We start from the raw sequence: 23,973 nt of genomic DNA, 5'->3' as shown, positions 1-23,973 counted from the left end.
GGTCGTCCAACCCGGCGTTCTGAACACCAAATATCCAAGCTTCCTACACACGAAAACCAACATCCCCTCGCAGGGATCGAAAGATTACAAATGGGATCTGACCGTAACCTCCGCATTGGCATCCCCAGCAAGGGCCGACTCAGCGACATCGCTGGCGAACTGCTCGGCCAAGCCGGTTTGAATTTCCGGCGACAATCGCGAGGCCTGTTTGCGCGGGTCAGCGGGTTGCCCATCGATATCATCTTTCTTCGCACCGATGACATCCCCACGCTGTGTAACGAGGGCGCCATCGACATGGGGATCACCGGCAGCGACCTGGTCGAAGAGTCGGCGGTGGATGTCAAAACGCGAATGAAGCTTGGCGTTGGCCGTTGCAGGCTAGCGATCTGTGTGCCCGACAACGCAGCCTATCAATCGGCCGCCGATTTGGACCAGAAACGGATCGCGTCCAGTTTTCCGACCATCACCAACACCTACTTGGCCGCTCATGGCGCCAGTGCACATCTGGTATCGCTGTCCGGTTCCGTCGAAGTCATGATCCAGCTTGGCGTTGCCGACGCGATCGTGGATCTGGTCGAAACCGGCAGCACCCTGGCCGCCAACCGCTTGCGTGTGCTTGAAGACATTGGTTCCTACGAAACCGTTCTGATTCAGAACAACCGTGGTCATGATCCCGACACCGCCGACCGGATCGTCCGACGGCTCGAAGGCGTTGTGATCGCACGTGACTATTCGTCGCTGGAATACAACGTGCCGCGATCGAAGTTGGCCGAGGTGGAACAGATCACGCCGGGTTACGATTCACCGACCGTGAATTCGTTGGAAGACAAAAATTGGTGCAGCGTTCGCGCCATGGTCCGCCGCAAAGATATCATCGACACGATGGAACGATTGGAAGCCGCTGGTGCTTCGGCGATCATCGAAACGCCGATCCTGAATTGCCGACTGTAGTCCGCGGTCGATCACAGCATTGTCATCCCTATCGCCGCCCACAAAATCGCCGCCCATCCAAACGCGGCGAATCGAAACAACAAGGTACATCCATGTCCGATTCACCCACGCCCGATGCGTCCGACCTGCCGATCGAAGTCGACGTCACCACGGTGGCTGCGATGCAACAGCGGGGCGACGACTTCGTCTTGCTGGACGTGCGCGAACAAGACGAATACGACTTTGCCAAACTGCCGGGAAGTCGGCTGGTCCCGATGAGCCAGTTGGCGGATCGGATGGCCGATTTGGATCCGCACCGCGACGATCACATTGTGGTGCACTGTCACCATGGTGGACGCAGCATGCATGTCACTCGCGCCTTGCAGTCTGCCGGTTTCACACGTGTCCAGAACATGGCTGGTGGCATCGATGCCTGGAGCCAATTGGTCGATCAGTCCGTCCCCCGCTACTAAGAGCTACTAAGAAATTTGACTTGGGCACGCTGCCCCGCCCCGCCCCGCCCGCCCCGCCTTCCCTCCCTTCCGTTTTGAAATGCCATGTCGACCGACGCACCCAATCCACGACACAGTACTTTCCGTGAGATGAAAACCGCCGAGGACTGGTGGGCGATTTGGTGTGGCGGGTTGTTGTTGCTGTTGTCATTCGGGGCGGTTTGGATTTCGCGGCCAGCCGACTTGGCCGACCAAGTGCAGCGCGCGGCCGATGCAAAATCCGAGATCGCCGAAGCCAAAGCGGCCGGTGACGACGGGCTTGCCAAGCAGATCGCAGCGGACACCAAGGTCACCGTCAGTCACCCTTGGAAAGCTTGGTTTGCCAAACCGGGGTCATGGGAATCCAACCCCGTCGATTCGGTCTACAGGCCGCCAGTCCAGGAGGCTGAAGAGCGCGAGGCTCAGAAGGCAGTCAATGCAATCGGTGGCTTGGTCGGTGTGTTCATCGTCCTAGGGGTGTTGTTCGCGGTCGCCCAGAGTTTCCGTGGTCACTCTGCGGGCGGGTTCCTGAAAGCCTTTCCGGTGGTCTTCCTGCTAGCCATGTTGGCGTACGTATTGGCCGGCCAAGTTGTCGTCAAATCGTACAACCTGGAATACGCGTTGTGGGCGCTATTGGTCGGGTTGATCATCAGCAACACCGTCGGCACTCCGAAGTTTTTAGGGCCGGCGGTTTTGACAGAGTTCTACATCAAGACGGGCTTGGTCCTGCTGGGCGCCGAAGTGCTGATGAGCCGGTTGTTGGTGCTGGGACTGCCCGGCATCTGTGTCGCTTGGGTGGTCACGCCGATCGTCTTGATCAGCACGTTTATCTTTGGCCAAAAGGTGCTGAAGATTCAGTCGCCTTCGCTGAACATGGTGATCTCGGCCGATATGTCGGTCTGCGGCGTCTCGGCAGCGATCGCGACCGCGGCGGCCTGCAAAGCCAAAAAGGAAGAACTGTCGTTGGCGATCGGGCTGTCGCTGTCCTTTACCGTCATCATGATGGTGGTGCTGCCGGCGATCATCAAAGCCGTTGGGATGGACGAAGTCCTGGGCGGTGCTTGGTTGGGAGGCACGATTGATGCAACCGGCGCTGTGGCGGCCGCCGGTGCAGTGCTGGGCGACCGAGCCTTAGAAGTGGCGGCCACCGTCAAGATGATCCAGAACATCCTGATCGGGATCACCGCCTTTGGTGTCGCGATCTACTGGGTCACCTGTGTCGAAAAGAACGATTCGGGAATCCGGCCCGATGCCATGGAAATTTGGTATCGGTTTCCCAAGTTCGTGTTGGGGTTCGTGGCGGCGTCGGTGATCTTTTCGTTGCTGTATAGCAACTTGGTCGGTGGCCCTGCGGTGATCGACGCGATGATCGGTGGATCGACCAAGACGCTGCGTGGTTGGCTGTTCTGTTTGGCATTTGTCAGCATCGGATTGCAGACCAATTTCCGTGAACTAGCGCCGCACCTCAAAGGCGGCAAGCCGTTGATCCTGTACGTCTGTGGTCAGACGCTGAACTTGGTCCTGACGCTGGCCATGGCCTGGTTGATGTTCCGGGTCGTGTTCCGAGACCAGATTGACCAGTACCTGCCGTGATCATCACGCCGCGATGGCGGTTGGCTGCATCGATCGCCGTGATCGCGGTCGTTTGGTTGGTGGTCCTGCCCTGGATCGCCAATCGCCCGACGGTCAGCGAGCGAATCGAGTGGCTGGACGACAAAGGCATCGACCCCAGTGCGATGTATTACACCGAACTGGAAGCGATGGAGCCCATCATTCGCAAGCTAGAACAGCGATAGACACAGCAACCGTCGCGAAACTGGCCAACGGGCTGGCGATTGAGTGAGCCGTGATCGCGTAAGCGGCCGGGAATCGGCAAGCCGCGATCCGAAATCCCCGTAGCGCAAGTCGCCAAGACTTTCGGCCATCCCGACCGGTTAGTTCAGGAACCGGAATAGGTCGTTGGCGAACACGACCACCATCAAGGCTAGCAGCGACAGCAGCCCGGCAATCGTCAGCCGGAATTCCAATTGTTCGTTGGCCCGTTTTCCGGCGACCAATTCGTACAGCAAGAACATCATGTGTCCGCCGTCCAAGGCAGGGATCGGCAGGAAATTCAAGATCGCCAAGTTCATGCTCAGCATGGTCAAGAACATCAATTGCGGCGAGATGCCCTTCTCGGCTTCGCTCTTAGCGATCCCCACGATCGCCAACGGTCCACCGACTTGTTTCAGCCCGATTTGTCCTCGCGGCAGCATTTCCAAGAAACGCAAAACGTCTTTCAAACGTCGCTTGCCTTCGCGGTAGCCGAGCGCCAACGCGTTGCCGGGCGAGGTCGCTTTTTGGACGGCTTCCCGTGGCGGGAACTGCAGTCCACGATCGAACAGATTGAACTCGTCCGCTTGGATTTCGACGGTCGCCGTGACCACTCGATTTTCGGGTGGACGGGTCGCTTGAATCTCTAGCTTGGTGCCAACCGGTAGGTATTGGATGGTGTCGACAAAGGCGTTCAGCGGCGTCGATGGCGAGAACTCTTGGCCTTCACGAAGCGACTTCAGCACCGGGCCAAACAGTTCGTCGTGCAGCCAGTCCGGGGTTTCCGAATCCGACATCACCAAGCGAATCTTTTGCAGTCGGTCGCCGACCTTCAACCCGCCATCTTCGGCATCGCTTTTCGCCGGCGCGGTGATGCGTGCCACGGTGGATAGCGGTTTGTAGGCCAGTCCCAGCGAATTGATGCCGATGTCGTTCGACAGATTGGCCGTCGGTGACAGCGTTTGCAGTGACCGGTTCGGGGTGATGGTGATGGTGGTCGATTCGGCATCGTCACCGTCGCCACGACGAATCTTCAAAGCTACCGGATCGCTGTTGCCAACCAACATCGCTGGCAGGCTGTAGGCGTCGATCTGGTCGTTGTCACCGATCGCAGTGATGACGTCGCCCAGTTTCAGGCCCGCCTGTTCGGCCGGTCCGCCATCGACCATGGCGACGATCGGGCCAATGGCAAAACGGATGCCTGCCGATTTCGCTGTTTGCGGTGGCAAGCTGACCGTGGCTTCGCTGTCGTCACTGCGCTTCAGCGTCAGTTCGACCGCTTCGTTGGGGTGGGTGTACAGGTAGTCAAAGAAGTTCGTTCCCGGCACGATCGAATCGCTGACGATCGGGTTGCCATTGAAGGCCGTGATCGTGGCTCCTGCGTCGGCATCCGAAAGCACATCGGCGGCAACACTTTGCGGGCGAGCGTAGGTGTCCTGGTTCAGCGTGACGGAGTGCGGAATCGCCACGCCGATCATGCGATAGTCTTTGTTTTCCGGCAGCGCTTTGGGTTGCAGTTTGAAATTGCGGACGCCGTCGTCGTATTGGATCGCGACATCGATGGGCTGGTCGGGCGTTTCGAATCCTTGCGTCAGGATTTCCATCTTCATTTCGCGGAAATGCATCTGGTCATCTTTCAGTTCGCCCACGGCGATGACCTTGCCACCGGGTTCGATACCGGCTTGCCAAGCGGGGCCGCCCGGCGTCACTCCGCCCACCACGGCCGGGCTGTAGGTGACTCCGTAACCAAACGCGATTGCGGCAAACAGCACGCCGGTGATCACGTTCACGACCACGCCGGCGCTGATGATGATCATCCGTTGCCAAACCGGTTTGGCTGGAAAGCTGCGGGGGTCCAGCACCGGTTCGTCGGCGGTGTCACTGTCGACCGAGATGCGTTTGTTTTCTTCTTCTAAGTTGCGTGGATCGTCGTCTTGGCCCAGCATCTTGACGTAGCCGCCCAGCGGGATGATGCCGATGCCGTATTCGGTTTCGCCGTAGGTGAATTTGCCCAACGTGCGAGGAAACTTGATCGGGCCGATTTTGATCGGCACATCGAATCCGACGTAGAACTTTTCGCATTTGACGCCAAACGACTTGGCGGCCACAAAGTGTCCCAGTTCGTGGACAAAAATGACCAACCCGATTCCGAGCGCCACTCGTCCCCACAAGAAAATGTTTGTCAGCAGCGAGGCGATGAATCCGGGGTCATCGGTAGCCGCCAATGGTAGGGCGGCGATCATCGGGAGCATCGCCGCGATCGAGTCAATCAACATCATCTATCAGGTGCCTAAAACGATTAAAACGGACGGTTTGAGTGTCCGTTTGGGGTGAGCGAAGGTAGGGGTTGGGTCGGGATGACTGCGCTGGGCAGGCCCGATGGATTGGTTCCAGCCGGCGGGTTTCCAGCTGGTTCGGTTACAGCTTGAATCTTTGTCGAGTCTCGGCACGTGCCCAGCGATCCAGTTCCAGCAATCGGCTCAGGGTCGGTGCGGACTCGTGCGTGTGGTGTTCCAGAACGTCACGGCATCCCAAAACGATGTCAGTAAACCGAATTTGACCGTTCAGGAACAGACCGACCGCCTCTTCGTTGGCCGCGTTGACCACCGCACCGGCGGTGCCGCCGGCCGCCGCGACCTCGAATCCTAGCGTCAAACCGGGAAAACGGTCCTGGTCGGCCACTTCCAAAGTCAGGTCCCAGGACCGGGTTCGATCCAGGGGCGGTGAGGGGCATGCTAAGCGCCGAGGATACGTCAGTGCGTACTGAATCGGCAACTTCATGTCCGGCGGGCTCAGCTGGGCGATCACGGACCCGTCGTCGAACTCGACCATCGAATGAATGATCGATTGGGGGTGAACGACCACTTCGATGGCCTCGGCGGGTAAATCAAACAGCCAGCGGGCTTCGATGATTTCCAGCGATTTGTTCATCATCGTCGCCGAGTCGATCGTGATCTTGGGGCCCATGTCCCAGGTCGGGTGGGCCAGTGCCGATTCGACGGTGGCGTCGGACATCTGTTGTTTTGTCCAGGTCCGAAATGGCCCGCCGCTGGCCGTCAGGATCAGCTTCTTGGGGCGTGGGGCCGGATGGGGATCGGCGTTGGGGCCCGATGGGTGGCCTGATGGGTGGCCGGGGGCACAGGCAGACGCGGCTCCGCCCATGCACTGGAAGATCGCCGAATGCTCGCTGTCGACCGGCAACAGTTCGGCTCCGCTGGTCAACATCGCCTGGCGAACCAGCGGGCCGGCCACGACCAACGTTTCTTTGTTGGCCAGTGCCACGCGTTTGCCCGCCTGGACCGCCGCTAAGGTGCTTTCCAGACCGGCTCGTCCGACGATCGACGCCACCACCACGTCGACCTCCGGGGCGCTGGCCACGTCGATCAGAGCGTCTGGGCCGTACGAAATCCGGGTGCCAGCGAGCGAATCAGGCCAGGATGACGAATTTGGCCGCGGGGCAGCGCCGCCGGCGACAGCGTCCATTGAGGTGAAGTTTGCAGCCGATGCCGGGTCGGACATCACCAAATGTTCGGGGGGATCGTCCGCTGCGTCAGCGATTTCGATCAATCGATCCAGGTTTTGATGGCCAGAGGCGGCCCATAAATGCCAGCGATACTGGGAATCCACCCGGTTCAGGTGATTGATTACCTCGGCCGTTGCCGTGCCGATGCTGCCTGTCGCGCCCAGGACCGCGACCTTCTGGATCGGCGCCGCTGAATTCGACGCCGCTGCATTCGACGCCGCTGAATTCGACATAGGGCGACCTTGGGGGGAAGTTTGCGTCACGGGCGGCTAATCTAGTCAGACAAATGAATGCGAAATCACCGGGAATCCGCAGGTCGATGCGAACCAAAGCACGGAATCCGATTGGCCGATCAACTGGTCTTCCGGTTTCCAGCCCCCGAAGGACTCGTCGATCCCGATCGATGCCGATCAGAATACACCGACGAGCCAAATCGGCTTGGACGGCATACCATGATGGACGATCGGCACCATCGTTACGACCCGGTGACGAAGTTGGATCGGTGCACCCGCGCTTGTCCGACACGCTGGAAGCCCAAACAATGCGCAAACACAATGTGTTGTGGCTCGCCTGCCTTGCGGACACCCGCGCAGCGTATCGGCTAACCGCACCACCACCATTAGCCACCCCGTTCTTACCATTCATCGAAGATCTGATAGCGAATGAGCGACAATCCCCAACGCAACAGCGAACAAAAGCCCGCTGGTAACGTCTGGTTGGTCTTGGTCCTGGTGACCGCCGCCGTCCTGGTCAGCGCGTTTCTGTTTGGCAACAACGCACGCAGCCTACGCTATCCCGATTTGATGGCATTGCTGAAGCTGTCCGCCACGGACCAGGCGGCTGCGACCTCGAGCACCCCGGACACCGGCGCTGCGCCCGAAACATTGTCCCCTGCCGATGCCGACGAAAATGGCACCGACCAAGCTGATTCCGACCAAGCTGATTCTGATCCTGCACCGGTTGATTCAGCCGATGGCGACGCGGATGCCGCCGCGACCAAGCCTGCTGATGACGCCGCCAAGCCGACCGACGGTGGTGAAGTCGCGGCCGCAGGCGATTCGGACAAAGCCAATGCGGACGACCCGGACGGCGACGCCGATTCCGTCGCGAGAGAGGCTGCGAAAACGGACTCGGTCGCCGGTCCTCCTGTTCCAACTCTGGTGGTCACCTCCAAAAAGAACCCCGAGATCCAGATCGAATACAGCGATCCGCAAGATATCGAAGTGTCGGATGAATCGATCACCGGAACCGTGATGTATCGGTCGTTGGGGGTCGGTGGTACCAATCCCAAGGAACCGGCCAAGCGAGTCGAGTTCCAAACCATCCGGGATACGCTTAACGAAGCCGAACACGAGCGGCTGGTCGCCTACCTGGACGCCTCGGGTGTGACCTGGGACAACGCCCGACCAAGTCGGTTCCTGCAGGACCATTGGCCCGAACTGTTGATGATCGGCATCTTCGTCGTCCTAGGTGTGGTGATGTTGCGCCGGATCGGCGGGGTCGGATCGCCGATGTCGTTCTCGCGAAGCCGGGGCAAACTGTACAGCCAAGAGGAACTGGGGCTTTCGTTTGCAGACACCGCGGGCATCGACGAAGCGGTCGAAGAGGTTCGCGAGATCGTTGACTTCCTAAAGAACAGCGAAAAGTACCAATCGCTCGGTGGTCGCATTCCCAAGGGAGTGTTGTTGGTCGGGCCTCCCGGAACGGGCAAGACGTTGTTGGCCAAGGCGATTGCGGGCGAAGCCGGCGTGCCCTTCTTTAGCCTGTCGGGAAGTGACTTTGTCGAAATGTATGTCGGTGTCGGCGCTGCTCGCGTCCGTGACATGTTCCAACAGGCCACCAACCGTGCACCCTGCATCATCTTTATCGACGAACTGGACGCGCTGGGCAAAAGTCGCAGCGGGTCAGCCGTCGGTGGTCACGACGAGCGGGAACAGACGCTCAATGCATTGTTGGTCGAAATGGATGGTTTCGTATCGAATTCCGGCGTGATCGTGATCGCCGCGACCAACCGTCCCGAAACGTTGGACCCCGCGCTGCTGCGTCCCGGTCGATTCGATCGGCACGTGCTGGTCGATCGCCCCGATGTCGGCGGCCGCGAAGCGATCCTGAAAGTGCACGTCAAAAACGTCAAACTGGACGAACAGGTTGATTTGAAAGAGATCGCCTCGATCACGCCTGGTTTCGTCGGTGCCGACTTGGCCAACCTGGTCAACGAAGCGGCGCTGCTTGCCGCTCGCGCCGAAAAACGTGCCGTCAGCATCGATCAATTCAACGAGGCGGTGGAACGCGTTACCGCCGGACTGGAAAAGAAAAATCGGGTGATGAACGCGGACGAAAAAATCCGCGTCGCCTATCACGAAGCTGGCCACGCGATCGTCGCCGCAGCACTTCCCAACACCGATCCGGTACACAAGGTCAGCATCATCCCGCGTGGACTAGCGGCATTGGGCTACACGATGCAGCGTCCCGAATCGGAACGCTACTTGATGACGAAGACGGAACTGGAAAGCAACATGAAGGTGCTGTTGGCGGGCACGTTGACCGAAGAGATGACGTTCCAAGACATCAGCACCGGTGCTCAAAACGACCTGGAACGTTGTACCGAGATCGCTCGCAGCATGGTGATGGATTATGGCATGAGCCGGTTGGGGCGAATCAATTTGCGGCGGAGCAATCGATCGGCATTCCTGGCCGGTGGTGGCGAAGGCTACCAAACGATGCACAGCGAAGAAATGGCGAAGATGATCGACAAAGAAGTCACGCGTATCATCGATGACTCGCTGACCCAGACACGCGAGATTCTAGAACAACGCCGCGACGTGCTCGAAGCCGTCACCCAGCGGTTGTTGGAAGTCGAGGCGATCGACAACGACGAACTGATGCGACTGATTCGCGAGAATAGTCGTGGCCCCTGGTTGGTCCCCGGCACCGTCAACGAAAAGCCACTGGCAAAACTTCGCCCCGACGACCGGTCCAACACCAACCAAGACCTAGCCGACCGCGGCTAAACGATCCGTTGCCGCGCGGGGCGATGCCCGCCATCGTTTCACCGCGTGCCCATCGGGCCGCGCGCTTGGGGGCGCATGGACGCGTGGGGCGTTGCCCGCCATCGTTTAACCGCGTGCCCACCGGGCCGCGCGTTTAGGGCGCATGGACGCGCGGGGTGTTGCCCGCCATCGTTTAACCGCGTGCCCATCGGGCCGCGCGTTTGGGGACGCGTGGGGCGTTGCCCGCCATCGTTTAACCGCGTGCCCATCGGGCCGCGCGTTTGGGGTGCATGGACGCGCGGGGCGTTGCCCGCACGGTTAAACGATCTGCCCAGCGTGCCGCGTGATCCGTTACCGCCGCCATCGTTTAACCGCGTGCCCATCGGGCCGCGCGTTTAGGTCGCATGGACGCGTGGGGCGTTGCCCGCACGGTTAAACGATCTGCCCTCCGTGCCGCGTGATCCGTCGCCGCCGCCATCGTTTAACCGCGTGCCCAACGGGCCGCGCGTTTAGGGTGCATGGACGCGTGGGGCGTTGCCCGCACGGTTAAACGATCTGCCTGGCGTGCCGCGCGATCCGTCGCCGCCGCCATCGTTTCACCGCGTGCCCAGCGTGCCGCGCGTTTGGGGCGCATGGACGCGTGGGGCGTTGCCCGCACGGTTAAACGATCTGCCCAGCGTTTCGCGCGATCCGTTACCGCCGCCATCGTTTCACCGCGTGCCCTCCGTGCCGCGCGTTTGGGGTGCATGGACGCGTGGGGCGTTGCCCGCACGGTGAAACGTTCTGCCTAGCGGGGCTATTCGACTTGGCGAATCTGAGTCGTATCGATGACCTTATCGTTTGCCAAGGCGTTGGTGATCACGACTAACCATGAACCCGGCACGCACCATCCTTTTTCCTTCAGCCGTTCGAACGCATCTTGGATCGTTTCTTCGGGGTCGGCGGAGAAGTCGATCAAGAACGGTTCGACGCCCCACGGCAACAGCAGCTGACGGAAAATGGATTCGTTGTCGGTGAATGCAAAGATCGGCACACCCCGGGGACGAAGGGCTCCCAGCACGTAGGCCAGGAATCCGCTGCGAGTGAAAACAACGATCCCGGAATCGCCTAGGTCCTGTGCCAACCTGGCGGTCGAACGCAGCATCTTCTCTTTCGGTTCGATCAGCTTGATGCGGCTGTTCAGATCCGAGCTGACCGATGGTTCGATGCTTTGAATGATATTCTTCAGTACCTCGACCGATTCCAACGGATACGCGCCTGTCGTCGTTTCGCCCGACAGCATCACGGCGTCGGCCTGTTCGCGAACGGCATTGGATACATCGGAAATTTCAGCGCGAGTTGGAATCGGCGACTGAATCATCGATTCCAACAGATGGGTGGCGATGATGACCGGTTTGCCTTGGTCTTGGCAGGCCTGGACCAGTTGGGTTTGCACCAACGGCAGACAGTGATAATCGATTTCGATCCCCAGGTCACCGCGAGCCACCATGATCGCATCGGCGGCACGGATGATCTCGTCCATGTTGCGAACGCCCGACTGTTCTTCGATCTTCGCGATGATGCGAGCTGGCGATCCGCGGTCGTCCAGGAACTTGCGGAGTGCAAAGATGTCGTCGGCCTTGCGAACAAAAGACAGTGCGACAAAGTCGATGCCGGCATCAATCCCGGCGATCAAGTCGGCTTCGTCTTTCTCGGTAAGCGATGGCAGATTGACTTCCACCCCCGGCAGGTTGATGTGTCGTCGCGAACCAAGTGTGCCCGCTGTCATCACCTGGCACCGAACGCTGGTGGCGTCCTTGTTCAACACCTTCAGACGCATCAATCCGCTGTCGACCAAAATGGTTGACCCGACGGCAACATCGGATGGCAGATCCGGGTAGTTGACCGATACGCTCAACACGTCGGTGGGGGCCGGTGCGGTGGCATTGGTCGTGAACAAGTGAATTTGGTCGCCCGGTGTCAGCACCACTGGTTCGGGCAAATCGCCAGTCCGGATCTCGGGGCCTTTGACGTCGATCATGACCGCGACTTCGCGCTCGACTTCGGCGGATATCTCGCGGATCAACGCCACGATCTCGGCGACCCATTGAACGGATCCATGTGCCATGTTCAAACGAAACAGGTCCACACCGGCTAGCGTTAATGCCGTCAATCGTTCGCGTGTCTGAGTCGCAGGCCCAAGAGTCGCGATGATTTTGGTGTGGCGATAGTGTGGGGACGTTGTCTCCATAGCAGCGAGACCGATCAGAGAAGAGGTTAGAAAAAGGGGCTGCCAGACGACGGCAAACCTGTTGCAGCTACCGTACCGTCAGGTTTGACGTTGACTAGGCGTCTTTTGGTGGCGTCGATGTTGCCGCTGTGGGCCGCTGGGGGGGACTGGTTTTCCGCAGGCCGTTTGAGGCGATCGGCCACTGCGCAAAGTCAGGGAGAAACCAGCAAATTTATCGTGCAGTCGACGTCAGTTTTTGACATTCGAATGGACATTTCGGCATCGATCGGCGGTCCATTTTCTGCCCTCCCCGTGCGCGTTTCTAGGGGGCAGCCTATACATTCGCGGCACACGAAAGGTGCGTTTAGGGGGGATCCGTGGTCCTTCTGCGGACCCGGGCGATCCCACCAAGGCGTCAGCGTGTCGTTTCGGTATGCTGTTCGCTGACCTCCGCCGCGGTCGTCCGATCCCCGGCCCCGATCCGTTGGGTCGCTTTTCGTTCCATTGCTTTTTCTTTTCTCATCCGCTTGTGTCGCGTTCTGATCATGGTCCAACCGCAATCGTTTTACGACAACGACGATGCCAAGCACGAACGGATCGGGTTGGCGACGTTGGAAGACATCAGCAAGCTGATTCTGCAGTCGCGTGGGCTCGAACAGACGTTGCTGAACATTGTGCGTTTGGTCGCCGACCGGATGGAAACGGAAGCTTGTTCGATCTACCTATGCGAAGAAGATCGTTTGGTGCTTCGCGCGACGATCGGGCTGTCACCCGAATCGGTTGGCCGGATCAGTTTGGGGCTTAGCGAAGGATTGATCGGCTACACCGCCGAGACGCGATCGGTCGTCAACGTTGGCGAACCCCAATCGCACCCACGTTTCCATTACGTCGTCAATTCGAACGAAGAACTGTATCACTCGTTCTTAGGGATCCCGCTAAGCGATCGCCAACGATTGATCGGTGTGATGGCGATCCAGACGGTCGAACCGCGCGAATTCAGTGCGATCGAAATTAGCACGCTAACCACGATCGGATTCCAGCTTTCGTCGATCGTCCACAGCGCCCACCTGATGGATCGATTGCAACGCGATTCGGCCACCCCGTCGTCGTCTGCGTTGGCATCGAAAACGACGGATCCGACCAGTGCGATGCTGAAGGGCGAGCTCGGGTTTGGCGGCGTTGCCATGGGGCCGGCCTACCTGATCGATGAACATTTAGGCGTTGCCGAAATCGGCGACTATTGTCCGGTCAGTCCTGATGTGGAACTGGAACGATTCGCCGAGGCTGTTGAAAAGGCCAAGATCGAAACGCTTTGTTTGGAAAAACGCATCGCCCAGAAATTGGGCGAAGACGACGCGGCAATCTTCCACAGCCACCTGATGATCCTGCAGGACAGGGTGTTGATCGACAAGATTCGGTTGCTGATTCAAGACGGTCGCAGCGCCACGGTCGCCATCAAGCACGTCATCAGTGAATACGTCGAAACGTTCCGCCAGATGGAAGATCCGTATCTGCGCGATCGCGCCACGGATATGGAAGACATCGGTCGCCGCTTGGTCGCCGGGATGTGCGGACAGGCGCGCGAAGTGATCCAGTTGCCGTACGCCGCGATCGTGGTCGCCAAACAGTTGTTGCCATCGGACATCGCCTTGCTGGACCACGCCCGAATCTTGGGTTTGGTCCTGGAAGCCTCGGATTCCAATGGGCATGCGGTCATCGTTGCAAAGTCGTTGGGCATCCCCACACTGATTGGCGTGGCCGGTGCGACACGGCGAATCGAAGCCGGTGTGGAACTGATCTTAGATTCCGCCAGCGGCAGCTTGCACATCCAACCAGCCGATGAAATCCGACGCGAGTATCAGCGTCTGGAATTGGATGGTCGACGCCAGCAAGCCGAACTGCAGCAGTACAAGGATCGTGCGGCGGTCACGCTTGACGGCACGAAAGTCAAACTGTTGGCCAACATCGGTTTGCTTAGCGACGTCGCCATTGCCCAACAATACGGCGCCGAAGGGGTGGGCCTGTATCGCACCGAACTGCCCTACATGGCCAGATCCAGCTTTCCCGATCGACAGACCCAATATCAGATTTACAGCAGCGTCGTCGAAGGTTTTCCCAATCAAACCGTGACGATTCGAACGCTGGATATCGGTGGCGACAAAATGTTGCCCTACTTTGACGCTCCCAAAGAACTCAATCCGTTCCTGGGTTGGCGAAGCGTGCGGGTGTCGTTGGATCAACGCGAAATGTTTCTAGCCCAAATCGAAGCCGTGTTGATGGCGGCTACCCACGGTGACGTTCGGTTGATGTTCCCGATGGTCACCAACATGGAAGAAATCATCGCCTGCAAAGAAGTGGTCGCCGAAGCGAAACAGAATCTAGCGGCTCAAGGCTGGGAGATTCCGAACGTGCCCTTGGGTGTGATGGTCGAGGTTCCCGCAGCCATCATGATGGCCGACCATTTCGCCGATGAAGTCGACTTTTTCGCTTTGGGTACCAACGATTTGATTCAGTATCTGTTGGCTGCTGATCGCGGGAATCCGGCAGTGCACCATTACTACGATTCGCTTCACCCGGCGGTGTTGTCGGCGATCGCCCACATGGTCAGCGTCACCGGGCGACGCGGCAAAGGATTGTGCATCTGCGGCGAAATGGCCAGCGATCCAGAATGCTTTGCCATCTTGGTGGGGATGGGACTGCGCGAGTTTTCAGTGTCCTCGCCGTCCATTTTTGAACTCAAGGCGATGCTTGGCAAACTGAAAATCGACCAATTGTGTGAACTTGCCGCCGACGTTTTGAAGCTGTCCAGTGGCAAGCAAATTCGTGCACAGGTCGCCAAGTTCCTTCAGTCATCAGGGTAGCGTTTGCCCTTGGCCATCGACGCCTGCTGGCAACGGCACCTGGCTGGGGTGTCGCAGGTAACCAACCAAGTCGCGAATTTGTTCCTGCGTCAGGGTTTCCAATAGCCCGTCGGGCATCGGCGACTTTTCGGTGATCTTGCGACTGGTGATCGATTCTTTGGCGATCGTCAGCGACTCGGTTGCCGTTTGCAGAGTCAATGTTCGGTCGGTTTCGGCGGCCACCAACCCGTTGACGATCCGGTCATCATCCAACAACAGGATCGACATCCGAAAATCTTTGTCGACCACCGCACTGGGGTCGACGATGTTGGATAGCAGGTAATCCATGTTGGCTCGGTTCGCACCGGTTAGGTCGGGACCGACCTTGGCACCTTCGCCGTACAGCTTGTGACAGGTTTGGCAGGTTTTGGCGAACAGTGCCCTGCCCTGCGTTTTGTCGGCGCCGGCCAACGCGTCATCGGTCAACGTTTTCTTCAGTGTTTGGATCGCCTGTTGTTTGGCCTGCGGCGTGTCACGCACCTCGCCCCATACCTGTCCCACCGTTTTGGCCAACCGTTCATCGCCCATGCTATGGATCTGTCGAACTTGGTACGCCGATAGGTCTTGTCGTGGGATCTTGCCATCCCGGATGCCCTCTAGCATGGCAGCCGCAAACGATGGACGCGAAACCAGGATCGACATGATTTTGGGACGCTGGGGTGCTCGGAATCGCCGATAGTTCTGTACTAGCGAATCGCCAATTTCCGGCACGTCAAACTTCGACAAACCCTGGGCGGCCAACACGTTCATCCGCGCGTCGCGAAGCAGTGTTTGGCAGATCTGTTGCAGGTCGTCGGGTTCGCTTTGGATCAGCGTGGCCAGAGCCGACAATCGTATCTCGGAATCCGCATCGGTTTTTCCCAACGCGATCTGTTTCAGTTCTTCGATCGCCCGTCCGTCACCGAACACAACACTCAGTTCGCGAACGGTCGATTGGATCGGGGCGGATTCTATCTTTGCAATCCGATCCCAGTTCGACGGTTTGGGTGCCTGTTGCCACCCTTTGACGCCCTCGGCAATGCCGGCCAAAACCGCAGCGGTGAACGCAACGTCGTTTCGTTTCAATGCCGCCGCCAACAGGTCATCGATCGGTTGGGGCGATTCATTCATCTGTTCGGCCAAACAGCGAGCGATCAGACGCAGCGTCGTGGGCAGTTCGCACTGGGCCGCGATCGGCACTAGGTCGCCGGGCGATTCAGCGCCAACGGGGATCAGTCCGTACCAGATCATCAGCGGTAGGTTGTGGTCGTCTGCATCCGAGGCGTGAGTGACCAAGCCCATCGCAAGCTGGCTGCGAAGATCCACAGGCAGTCGCTGCAGAGTCGATGCCAAGGTCAATCGCACACTCGCAGCGGGGTCGGATTTTGCGATGCGTTGCAAAGCTGGCAGCCACGTTTGAATTTGATCCTTCAGCGACGCAGCCAAGTTTGGATCCACCCAAGCTGGCCCAAGTGCGTCGTCGATCGGCCATGATTGCGACAGCATCCGAATCGCCCAAGACCTGGCATGCGCCGAATCGTGGGCCAACATGTCCCGCAGGAACGAATCATCGGTGCCTCCGATGCAGTGCAGTGTCAGCATCGATTGAATCTGTTCGCGTTGATCCTTGGACTGGCTGATTGACTGTTTCAAGGCGGCTTGGGCGTCCGTCATGTCGACACCGGCTGCTGATCGCCGGGTCAGTTCCAGTCTTGCTTGTCGGACGTACCAGTCGTTGGTTTGCTGGATCGTGTCCAGCAATTGGTCGATAGACCAGTCACGCAGGTCGCCCGTCGGCATGGTCGTCATGGGCCGTGATTCGGTCGACGAAACTTTGAAAATTCGCCCGCTGGTTCGGTGCACGCCGGTGTGTTCGTGGCATTCCCCGGTGTCGCTCCAATCCAACACGAACGCGTTGCCATCGGGGCCGCTTTCCATTTCCATGCCGCGAAACCAAGTGTCCGAAGCGATCAGGAAGTCCTCGCCGTGGCGGGCCACATAACCACTTCCTTCGGGCTGTAGGATTTCCTGGTTGGCACGTCGGCCGTGGAAATTCAGTGTGAACAGTTTGCCGTCGTACGGTGCAGGCCATCGTCCACCCTGGTAGATCATCGTTCCACTATGGGCGTGTCCACCACCGAACGAATTGGCCACGCCATCACGCGACTGGTTCCACGCGCCGGTGGTGTCAAAGTGCCAGTGATCGGCATGGAAATCGATCAGTTCATAGGTCCGCGGATTCGGGTCCAACGTGAAGGGACGCACGAAGTGGGCGCCCGGAATCATGTGCCACAGGTGTCCGTTGACCGTGTTGACGAAGAACATCTCGCCGAATTCGTCCCAGTCGTGTCCCCAAGGGTTGGTGGTGCCGGTGGTTAGCACTTCGGTCTGGCCGGTGTCGGGGTGATATCGCCAAATGCCCCCTTCCATGGCCAGTCGTTGGTGATCCGCAGCGCCCGGTTTGCCGATCCGTCCGGGACAGGATCCGCCACAGCGACCGTACAGCCAACCGTCGGGACCGAACTTCAGTCCATTGGCGAAATTGTGGTAGTTCGCCTGGGCAACTTCGAATCCGTCCAAGACGACTTCGCCCGCATTGTCCGGCACATCGTCGTGATCGCGGTCAGGGATAAACAACAATTTGGGCGGACACATCAGCCACACACCATCCCGGCCCACTTCCAATCCGGTCAGCATTTGGACATTGTCGGTGAACACGGTTCGTGTCTTGACCTGATCACCGTCGGCGCCGTCCAAGATGATGACGCGATCACGCAGGTCCAACTGAAACCGTTCGCTTGGTTGGGCGTAGGTGTAGTTTTCGGCAATCCACAACCGGCCTTTCGAATCCCAGCTCATGGCGATGGGATTCTGCACATCCGGTTCGGCGGCGAACGCGGTTGCGCGAAACCCGGCGGGCAGTTTCATCTTTGCCGCGGCTTCGTCCGCCGACATCAACGTTTCGTCGGAAAGAGGTTCCGTGTTGAACAGTTCGGGGAAGTCACCGCAGGCGACCGATTGGCCGGTGATGATCAAAACGACCAAGGTGCGAAACAATGCTGCAGAAACGTTCATGAAGAACTCGGGGGGGGATGTGCGGTGGGAACCGTTCGGCGGGAGGCAGACATTCTAGTTCAATCCAACAACGCGTTGATCTCGTCGTTGATGGTCGATTCGCTGCTGGTGTCGGCTGAACCGAATGCATCGTGAACGATCGTCGGTAGCGAGGGCTCGCCAAGGACGGTTAGCGAGTGGGGAGATCGCAGCGCCAAGATGGCCGGCAGGTCACCATACTTCACCGAACCCGGCACAAAGTTCGGGTCGCGATAGTTGGTGATCGACGCGAACCGGAACCCGTCGGTGTCGATCACCGCGTGGTCGATCGCGTCACCAGCGATCGCTGCGGCGGGCGCCGCCCAGGCAGCGCTGCCCTCGGTCGCGATCAAAGTCACTTGCGCGGGGCGTTGATCGCGTGCGTGCGTCACGATCGCAAGAAGGTCGTTGCAACGCGATGCAGCCAGGGTTGGGTTGTATCCAAAGGTGAACGCCGAATAGGATCGCGGATCGTCAATCACTCGTTGCTGGTCCGCACTCTGGTCTGCGTTTCGGAATTCGCCCTGCCCTAGAACGTCTGGAATCATCACGGTGTACCCCGCCCGGATCAGTTGATTCAGCGGTGATTGGGGCGACTTCGTTTGCGTCCAAACCGATTCTTTTCCATCGCCGGATGCCCAGACGACGATGCCCTTGGCAGCATCAGGTCCACCAGCATCAACGACGGTGATCAGCGGCAACTCGCTGCCGTCACTGGTATTGCGGACCAATCCCAACGTCCATTTTCGCTTCTCGTCGCCACGAGCGGCGATTTCGGTGTACTCGATCCCATCGGGTTGGGTCGCGGATTCTGCGTCCACGTCCATCATCGTTTGCCAGGCACCGCCGACCACGGTGCGGAACGATTTCAGCTTGTCTTCGCTCAGCGGTTGGTCCAGTGCCAGGATTTGGTTGGACGCATCGTCCAGCCATCGGCAAACCGATTGTTCGTGCGGGATTCCCACTTCGCTGGGAGCGGGGTGTTGGTCGTCCCAGACCGTCATTTCGGATTTGCTAAGGGGTTCGAAATCCTGCTCGATGACCGGAATGTCCAAACCCAGTTCCAGATGACGATTCATCCACTGATACATCGTCGCCCGGGTGACGTAGTTGTAGTTGTGTTTGAAGTGCAGCATCGGGCGACAGTAAACGTCGTCGGCATTGCCGATCATGGCGTACAACGATTTCAGTTCGGGATAGCCATCGTGCATCATGTCCTTGGTCCAGTCGTCGGCCGCCGTCATCGCTTGTGGACGCGGTGCAAACAACGCCGCCAATTCGACATTGCCCGTGCCGATTCGCAGCAGGTTGCAGTTTTCGCAGTAACAACCGCCCTGCATCGACGTCGACACCATCCCGTTGGGGAACGAGACCTTGATGCGTGGGTCAATCGCACCCAACAAGATGGACTGGGTTCCACCACCACTGCCGCCGGTCACGGCCAAGCGATCGGCATCGACGTCGGGGAGCGACGCCAGAAAATCCAGTGCTCGAATCGCGTTCCAGGTTTGCAGTCCCATGATCGACTGCAAACGCAAGTCAGCTTCGGGGCTATAGAAGACCCAGGAATCGTCGCCATCGGCTTTTTCTTCGGGACGTGCATCGGCATGACGATGCGCGGTCTCGAAATCGATTTGGACGGAATCTTCATAGCCCAGCATGTCAAAGATGAACGTGACGCAGCCCATTCGAGCGAGTTGAGCGCAGCGGGCCAACTTGGGATTTCGACCCGACCGGACGAAGTGTTCGCTGCCGCTGGCGATCTGAGCGGCAAGTGCGTCGTCCGAAAGTGCTTGATTGCGTCCGCCGTGCCCGTGTGGCGACAGCACACCGGGAAGCTTCGCGTCGCTTGGCTCGCTGGGCCGAAACAACAGTCCGGTGACGTAGTGTCCCGGCAGGCTTTCGAAGGATACTTTTTCGACCGTGAATCCATCACGAACTGTTTTGCCATAGATGTTCGCCTTGATCGGTGGTTTCTCGGGCATCGGCCACAAACCGGTCGAAACCAAAACTTGCCGCCGCAACCATTCGGATCGCGCGTTCCACTGCGCCGGATCCTCAGGGACCGACATCGGGAAGTGTCCGTTCAACGTTTTGAGTTCGCCCAGTCGTGCATCGCTGGGACGTTGATTGGTCGGCAGCACACGGTGGTCTGAGTGGTCTTGCGCGGGATTGTCGGCCCAGGTCACCACCCCCGCGACCAAGCTACAACAAACGGTTAAAATGATTCCAAAACTACGATTCATGGTGCACCTCGTTTACATTCCAATTTTCGGCCATCGGTAAAGGCATCTCAATGCGGATCATATTAGCGACCAATCGTGACACGATGGGGTCTTGGGTCGCCGCCCAAGCGGCGGCTGACCTGCGATCGGCGATCGATCGTGACGGACAAGCCGGCCTTATTGTGGCTACTGGCGCGTCGCAGTTCGAGGTTTTGGCGAATTTGGTGAAACAGCCCGACATTGACTGGTCGAAAGTACACGGGTTCCATTTGGACGAATACGTTGGTCTGGCTTCGGATCATCCCGCTTCGTTCTGTCGATATCTACGAGAAAGGTTCGTGGACCAAGTTCCCTTGGCCGATTTTCAGTACCTGATCGGTGACCAGGATCCCCAGTCCACGATGGAACGTGTCGGCAAGTTGGTTGCCGCGACAAAGATCGATGTCGCATTGGTTGGCATCGGCGAAAACGGGCACTTGGCGTTCAACGATCCGCCCGCGGACTTCGACACGACCGACCCCTATCTGTTGGTCGAATTGGATCAGCCCTGTCGCATGCAACAGGTTGGCGAAGGATGGTTTGCATCACTGGACGATGTTCCCACACACGCGATCAGCATGTCGGTGCATCAGATTCTGCAGTCGGCAAAGATCTACTGCAGCGTGCCCGATGCGCAAAAGGCGACCGCGGTCGCAGCGACAATCGAAAATCCGATTTCACCTCAGGATCCCGCCACTATCCTGAAACGTCACGGTGATACCGTGTTGGTGATCGACGAAGCGTCGGCCGCGAAACTTTCGAAACAGCGACTTGATTCGATCGAGCGAATCGCATGACCGGTTTCATCGATCTGCAGGTCAACGGATATGCCGGTGTCGATTTCAACGACGAACACGTCAGCGACCAACAGTGGCTAGATGTCTGTGCCCGGCTTACCGCGGACGGCGTCGACAAAATTTTGGCAACCGTGATTACGGCACCCATTGATCGGATGATTGCCCGAATCGAACGCATCGCCATCGCGATGGAAACGTTCCCCGAAGTGGCCCGTATGGTTGCTGGGATTCATGTCGAAGGCCCCTTCATCAGTCCGGTCGCCGGTTTTGTCGGGGCGCATCCCACTGCTGCGGTGATGCCCGCGGATGTGGCGACAGCGGATCGATTGCTGGATGCTGGCCGCGGTCATGTTCGGTTGCTGACGCTTGCACCGGAGTGTGATGCTGGGGCACGGTTGGTGCGTCATTTGTCGGACCAGGGCATTGTCGTTGCCGGCGGCCACAGCGATGCGTCGCTGGACCAGTTGCAACAGGCGGTCGACCAAGGCATGTCGCTGTACACTCACCTGGGGAACGGTTGCCCGTCCCAATTGAATCGTCACGACAATATCATCCAGCGAGTGATCCGGCTAAGCGATCAGATGTACGTTTCGTTGATTGCCGATGGGCATCACGTGCCCAACTTTGCACTGGCCAACTACCTCCGCTGCATCCCACATGACCGGGTTATCATCGTGACCGACGCGATCAATGCCGCTGGTCTGGGCCCGGGGAAATATTCGCTGGCGGGCCAACGGGTCGAAGTGGACCCCGATGGGGCGGCTTGGGCGGAAGGTCGCCAGCATTTTGCGGGCTGCGCGACTCCGATGCAAACGATGGCGGAAATCCTGCGCGATCAGCTGGGCGTCGGCGACGAGCTGGTGGATCGCTGGACGCGAGTGAATCCCGGCAGGCTGCTCGGATAACGGACGGTTGCTCCGATGATCCGGGTCCTGTCGACGGGGGGGTATCGCAAATAGCTTGAAGGCGGGATGTTAGCGAAGGATGAAGAGCGGTGCGAGTCTCTCTCGTGTACGCTGCTTTCATACTCCTGTTCCCCCTTTAGAGACGTAGGTAAACGATGTTTTACAAGTTTGTTGTCGTAGCAATGGCGTGTTTCGTACTCGGATTCGCCGGTTGCGACCAAGCTTCGGACTCGGTCGACGAAGCCAAGACCAGCGTGGGCGAAGCCGCCGATGCAGTCGGCGAAGCTGCCGAAAAGACCGGTGACGCTGCCGCCGAAATGACCAGCGACGCAGTTGACGCAACCAAGGAAGCAGCCGGCGACGCCGTTGATGCAACCAAGGACGCAGCTGACAAAGTTGTCGAAGGCGCCAAAGACGCTGCCGACACAGCATCCGACAAGGTCAAAGAAGCGACCGAGTGAAGTTGATTCGGCAGAGTCCTCTGACTCTGGCCCGATGATCAAAGCATGCCAGGCGTCAAGGAACGATGCCTGTCGCTTTGTTTCATCAAATTCTATAGCGGATCTCTCACACCGCGAAGTCCCACAGGGACGACGACTCCATATCTATGTAGTGGACTTCGCCAGAAGTCCCTTCTCCCGCCAACCATCAAAAGTCCCGCAGGGACGACAGCGTCATGCCGGTGGTCTCGACCACCGGTTTGTTTGATCCAGACCTCGCTCCCTTTCCTCCACACCGATCGCCGCGAAAGGCGGCGATCGGTGTGGAGGAAACAAGTCGTTGGGGCTCGCAGCGTCACCGTGGACCAAGGTCCACGGCAGGGAGCTACCGCCGCTCCGCGGCTTCCGGTCAGCAATTCCCACAGGGACGATGGCTCCATCGCTAAGTAGTGGGCTTCGCCAGAAGTCCCTTCTCCCAGCATCCATCGAAAGTCCCGCAGGGACGACAGCATCATGCCGGTGGTCTCGACCACCGGTTTGTTTGATCCAGACCTCGCTCCCTTTCCTTCACACCGATCGCCGCGAAAGGCGGCGATCGGAGTGGAGGAAAGGGATTGTTGGAGCCCGCGGCGTCACCGTGGACCAAGGTCCACGGCAGGGAAATACCGCCGCTCCACGGCTTTCGGTCAGCAATTCCCACAGCGACGACGGCTCCATATCTAGGTAGTGGACTTCGCCAGAAGTCCCTTCTCCCGCCAACCATCAAAAGTCCCGCAGGGACGACAGCTTCCTGCCGGTGGTCTCGACCACCGGTTTGCTTGATCCCGACCTCGCTCGTTGTTCCTCCACACCGATTGCCGCGAAAGGCGGCGATCGGTGTGGAGGAAAAGGATTGTTGGGACCCGCGGCGTCACCGTGGACCAATGTCCACGGCAGGATTCTGTCGCCACTTCGTGGCTATCAGTCCGCGAAGTCCCACAGCGACAACAGCCGACGAGTGGCGTAGTGGACTTCGCCAAAAGACCCCTCTCTCCTCTCCGCCACGAATTTTGGCGAACCCCAATGCAAGCTTCGGGAATTTTTCCGATGTCCTGTTATCTTTCGCTTGATTGCGTGACTACGAGTGTGGTACGTTGCCGATGTACTACGGGTGTAGTCATGCTGGTTCGGCGGATTGGGCCGTCGGCAGCTTGGTTGATGGGATCCAACGCGGGGAACGCAAATGCATATCACGGAAGCGGAATGGGAAGTGATGCAGGCGGTGTGGGACGGCGGCGAACAGGTGGCCGGTGACGTGATCGCTCGCATCCAGAATGCCGATGCGGCGAAGGACGACGCGGCTCGGTCGCGGCAATGGAGTCACCGTACGATCCGCACTCTGTTGGGGCGATTGGTCGACAAGGCAGCGATCGCAGTCCGCGTCGATGGACGGACGCATTTCTATCGGGCCGCAGTGTCCAAGGATGCCTGTGTTCGGTCAGCGGCTAAGTCGTTCAGCCAGCGGTTCTTTTCCGGCGATGTGAAATCGCTGTTGATGCACTTCGCGCAGCACGAATCCATTTCCCCCGACGACTGGGCGGCGATTCGCGAAGCACTCGATAGTCCCAAGTCCAGTTCGAAACATCGCAAAGGAGAATGAT

Annotated in this window: 15 protein-coding genes; 10 read left to right on the top strand and 5 right to left on the bottom strand. The window is 58.8% G+C overall.

The features are described from left to right. Positions 1-90: 90 nt before the first annotated feature. The 4 genes from hisG (at position 91) to K227x_RS29215 (ending at position 3,217) form a co-directional block, all read left to right on the top strand. Positions 91-951, top strand: a complete 861-nt coding sequence (gene hisG / locus K227x_RS29230; protein ID WP_145176498.1) for an ATP phosphoribosyltransferase — start codon at positions 91-93, stop codon at positions 949-951. 92 nt (positions 952-1,043) lie between these two features. Next, on the top strand, positions 1,044-1,403 hold the full coding sequence (locus tag K227x_RS29225) for a rhodanese-like domain-containing protein (protein ID WP_145176495.1): 360 nt from the start codon (positions 1,044-1,046) through the stop codon (positions 1,401-1,403). Between the two features lie 84 nt (positions 1,404-1,487). Further along, positions 1,488-3,014 carry a YeiH family protein gene (locus K227x_RS29220; RefSeq protein WP_246146374.1) on the top strand — a complete coding sequence of 509 codons (1,527 nt, stop codon included), beginning with the start codon at positions 1,488-1,490 and terminating at the stop codon, positions 3,012-3,014. Next, positions 3,011-3,217, top strand: a complete 207-nt coding sequence (locus tag K227x_RS29215) for a hypothetical protein (RefSeq protein ID WP_145176492.1) — start codon at positions 3,011-3,013, stop codon at positions 3,215-3,217. Before K227x_RS29220 ends, K227x_RS29215 begins: the two co-directional genes overlap by 4 nt. 138 nt (positions 3,218-3,355) lie before the next feature. Here the strand turns inward: K227x_RS29215 and K227x_RS29210 are convergent, their stop codons facing one another. Continuing rightward, a complete protein-coding gene (locus K227x_RS29210; RefSeq protein WP_246146373.1) occupies positions 3,356-5,512 on the bottom strand; it encodes a site-2 protease family protein in 2,157 nt (718 codons plus the stop codon). A gap of 139 nt (positions 5,513-5,651) precedes the next feature. Further along, positions 5,652-6,989, bottom strand: coding sequence for a 1-deoxy-D-xylulose-5-phosphate reductoisomerase (dxr, locus tag K227x_RS29205; RefSeq protein ID WP_145176489.1), 1,338 nt, complete (start codon positions 6,987-6,989; stop codon positions 5,652-5,654). Positions 6,990-7,418: 429 nt separating this feature from the next. On the opposite strand from dxr, the gene ftsH reads away from it, so the two are divergent. After that, positions 7,419-9,767, top strand: a complete 2,349-nt coding sequence (ftsH, locus tag K227x_RS29200) for an ATP-dependent zinc metalloprotease FtsH (RefSeq protein WP_145176486.1) — start codon at positions 7,419-7,421, stop codon at positions 9,765-9,767. 775 nt (positions 9,768-10,542) lie between these two features. Here the strand turns inward: ftsH and pyk are convergent. Continuing rightward, positions 10,543-11,976: a pyruvate kinase gene (gene pyk / locus K227x_RS29195; RefSeq protein ID WP_145176483.1), complete on the bottom strand. Its 1,434-nt coding sequence runs from the start codon at positions 11,974-11,976 to the stop codon at positions 10,543-10,545. 524 nt (positions 11,977-12,500) lie between these two features. On the opposite strand from pyk, the gene ptsP reads away from it, so the two are divergent. After that, positions 12,501-14,816: a phosphoenolpyruvate--protein phosphotransferase gene (gene ptsP / locus K227x_RS29190; protein WP_145176481.1), complete on the top strand. Its 2,316-nt coding sequence runs from the start codon at positions 12,501-12,503 to the stop codon at positions 14,814-14,816. Here the strand turns inward: ptsP and K227x_RS29185 are convergent. Together K227x_RS29185 and K227x_RS29180 are read right to left on the bottom strand one after the other, a co-directional pair. Beyond that, on the bottom strand, positions 14,808-17,909 hold the full coding sequence (locus K227x_RS29185; RefSeq protein ID WP_145176478.1) for a PVC-type heme-binding CxxCH protein: 3,102 nt from the start codon (positions 17,907-17,909) through the stop codon (positions 14,808-14,810). The genes ptsP and K227x_RS29185 overlap by 9 nt on opposite strands. Positions 17,910-17,968: 59 nt before the next feature. Next, on the bottom strand, positions 17,969-20,173 hold the full coding sequence (locus tag K227x_RS29180; RefSeq protein ID WP_145176475.1) for an alpha/beta hydrolase family protein: 2,205 nt from the start codon (positions 20,171-20,173) through the stop codon (positions 17,969-17,971). A gap of 50 nt (positions 20,174-20,223) precedes the next feature. Here K227x_RS29180 and K227x_RS29175 point away from each other — a divergent pair, with 50 nt between their 5' ends. The 4 genes from K227x_RS29175 (at position 20,224) to K227x_RS29160 (ending at position 23,972) form a co-directional block, all read left to right on the top strand. Beyond that, positions 20,224-20,988: a glucosamine-6-phosphate deaminase gene (locus K227x_RS29175; RefSeq protein WP_246146372.1), complete on the top strand. Its 765-nt coding sequence runs from the start codon at positions 20,224-20,226 to the stop codon at positions 20,986-20,988. After that, the gene (locus K227x_RS29170; protein WP_145176472.1) at positions 20,985-21,893 is read left to right on the top strand and encodes an N-acetylglucosamine-6-phosphate deacetylase; all 909 of its coding nucleotides are present in this window, start codon (positions 20,985-20,987) and stop codon (positions 21,891-21,893) included. Before K227x_RS29175 ends, K227x_RS29170 begins: the two co-directional genes overlap by 4 nt. A 155-nt stretch (positions 21,894-22,048) precedes the next feature. Then, a complete protein-coding gene (locus tag K227x_RS29165; protein WP_145176469.1) occupies positions 22,049-22,354 on the top strand; it encodes a hypothetical protein in 306 nt (101 codons plus the stop codon). Between the two features lie 1,201 nt (positions 22,355-23,555). Beyond that, positions 23,556-23,972 (top strand): BlaI/MecI/CopY family transcriptional regulator, encoded by a 417-nt coding sequence (locus K227x_RS29160; protein ID WP_145176466.1) that lies wholly within the window; start codon positions 23,556-23,558, stop codon positions 23,970-23,972. Position 23,973 lies beyond the last annotated feature (1 nt).

Origin of the sequence: Rubripirellula lacrimiformis (genome assembly GCF_007741535.1) — a bacterium.
In the GTDB taxonomy this organism is placed as follows: Bacteria; Planctomycetota; Planctomycetia; order Pirellulales; family Pirellulaceae; genus Rubripirellula; species Rubripirellula lacrimiformis.
The sequence above is the reverse complement of the archived record's forward strand: the minus strand, read 5'-3'. Positions and strand labels throughout refer to the sequence as shown.

What these genes read in the sequence shown, in the direction of transcription:
- K227x_RS29210 (WP_246146373.1), bottom strand. Translation starts at nt 5,512, where the DNA reads ATGATGTTGATTGACTCGATCGCGGCGATGCTCCCGATGATCGCCGCC.
- K227x_RS29170 (WP_145176472.1), top strand. Translation starts at nt 20,985, where the DNA reads ATGACCGGTTTCATCGATCTGCAGGTCAACGGATATGCCGGTGTCGAT.
- K227x_RS29225 (WP_145176495.1), top strand. Translation starts at nt 1,044, where the DNA reads ATGTCCGATTCACCCACGCCCGATGCGTCCGACCTGCCGATCGAAGTC.
- ptsP (WP_145176481.1), top strand. Translation starts at nt 12,501, where the DNA reads ATGGTCCAACCGCAATCGTTTTACGACAACGACGATGCCAAGCACGAA.
- K227x_RS29180 (WP_145176475.1), bottom strand. Translation starts at nt 20,173, where the DNA reads ATGAATCGTAGTTTTGGAATCATTTTAACCGTTTGTTGTAGCTTGGTC.
- K227x_RS29160 (WP_145176466.1), top strand. Translation starts at nt 23,556, where the DNA reads ATGCATATCACGGAAGCGGAATGGGAAGTGATGCAGGCGGTGTGGGAC.
- ftsH (WP_145176486.1), top strand. Translation starts at nt 7,419, where the DNA reads ATGAGCGACAATCCCCAACGCAACAGCGAACAAAAGCCCGCTGGTAAC.
- hisG (WP_145176498.1), top strand. Translation starts at nt 91, where the DNA reads ATGGGATCTGACCGTAACCTCCGCATTGGCATCCCCAGCAAGGGCCGA.
- dxr (WP_145176489.1), bottom strand. Translation starts at nt 6,989, where the DNA reads ATGTCGAATTCAGCGGCGTCGAATGCAGCGGCGTCGAATTCAGCGGCG.
- K227x_RS29175 (WP_246146372.1), top strand. Translation starts at nt 20,224, where the DNA reads ATGCGGATCATATTAGCGACCAATCGTGACACGATGGGGTCTTGGGTC.
- K227x_RS29165 (WP_145176469.1), top strand. Translation starts at nt 22,049, where the DNA reads ATGTTTTACAAGTTTGTTGTCGTAGCAATGGCGTGTTTCGTACTCGGA.
- K227x_RS29185 (WP_145176478.1), bottom strand. Translation starts at nt 17,909, where the DNA reads ATGAACGTTTCTGCAGCATTGTTTCGCACCTTGGTCGTTTTGATCATC.
- K227x_RS29220 (WP_246146374.1), top strand. Translation starts at nt 1,488, where the DNA reads ATGTCGACCGACGCACCCAATCCACGACACAGTACTTTCCGTGAGATG.
- pyk (WP_145176483.1), bottom strand. Translation starts at nt 11,976, where the DNA reads ATGGAGACAACGTCCCCACACTATCGCCACACCAAAATCATCGCGACT.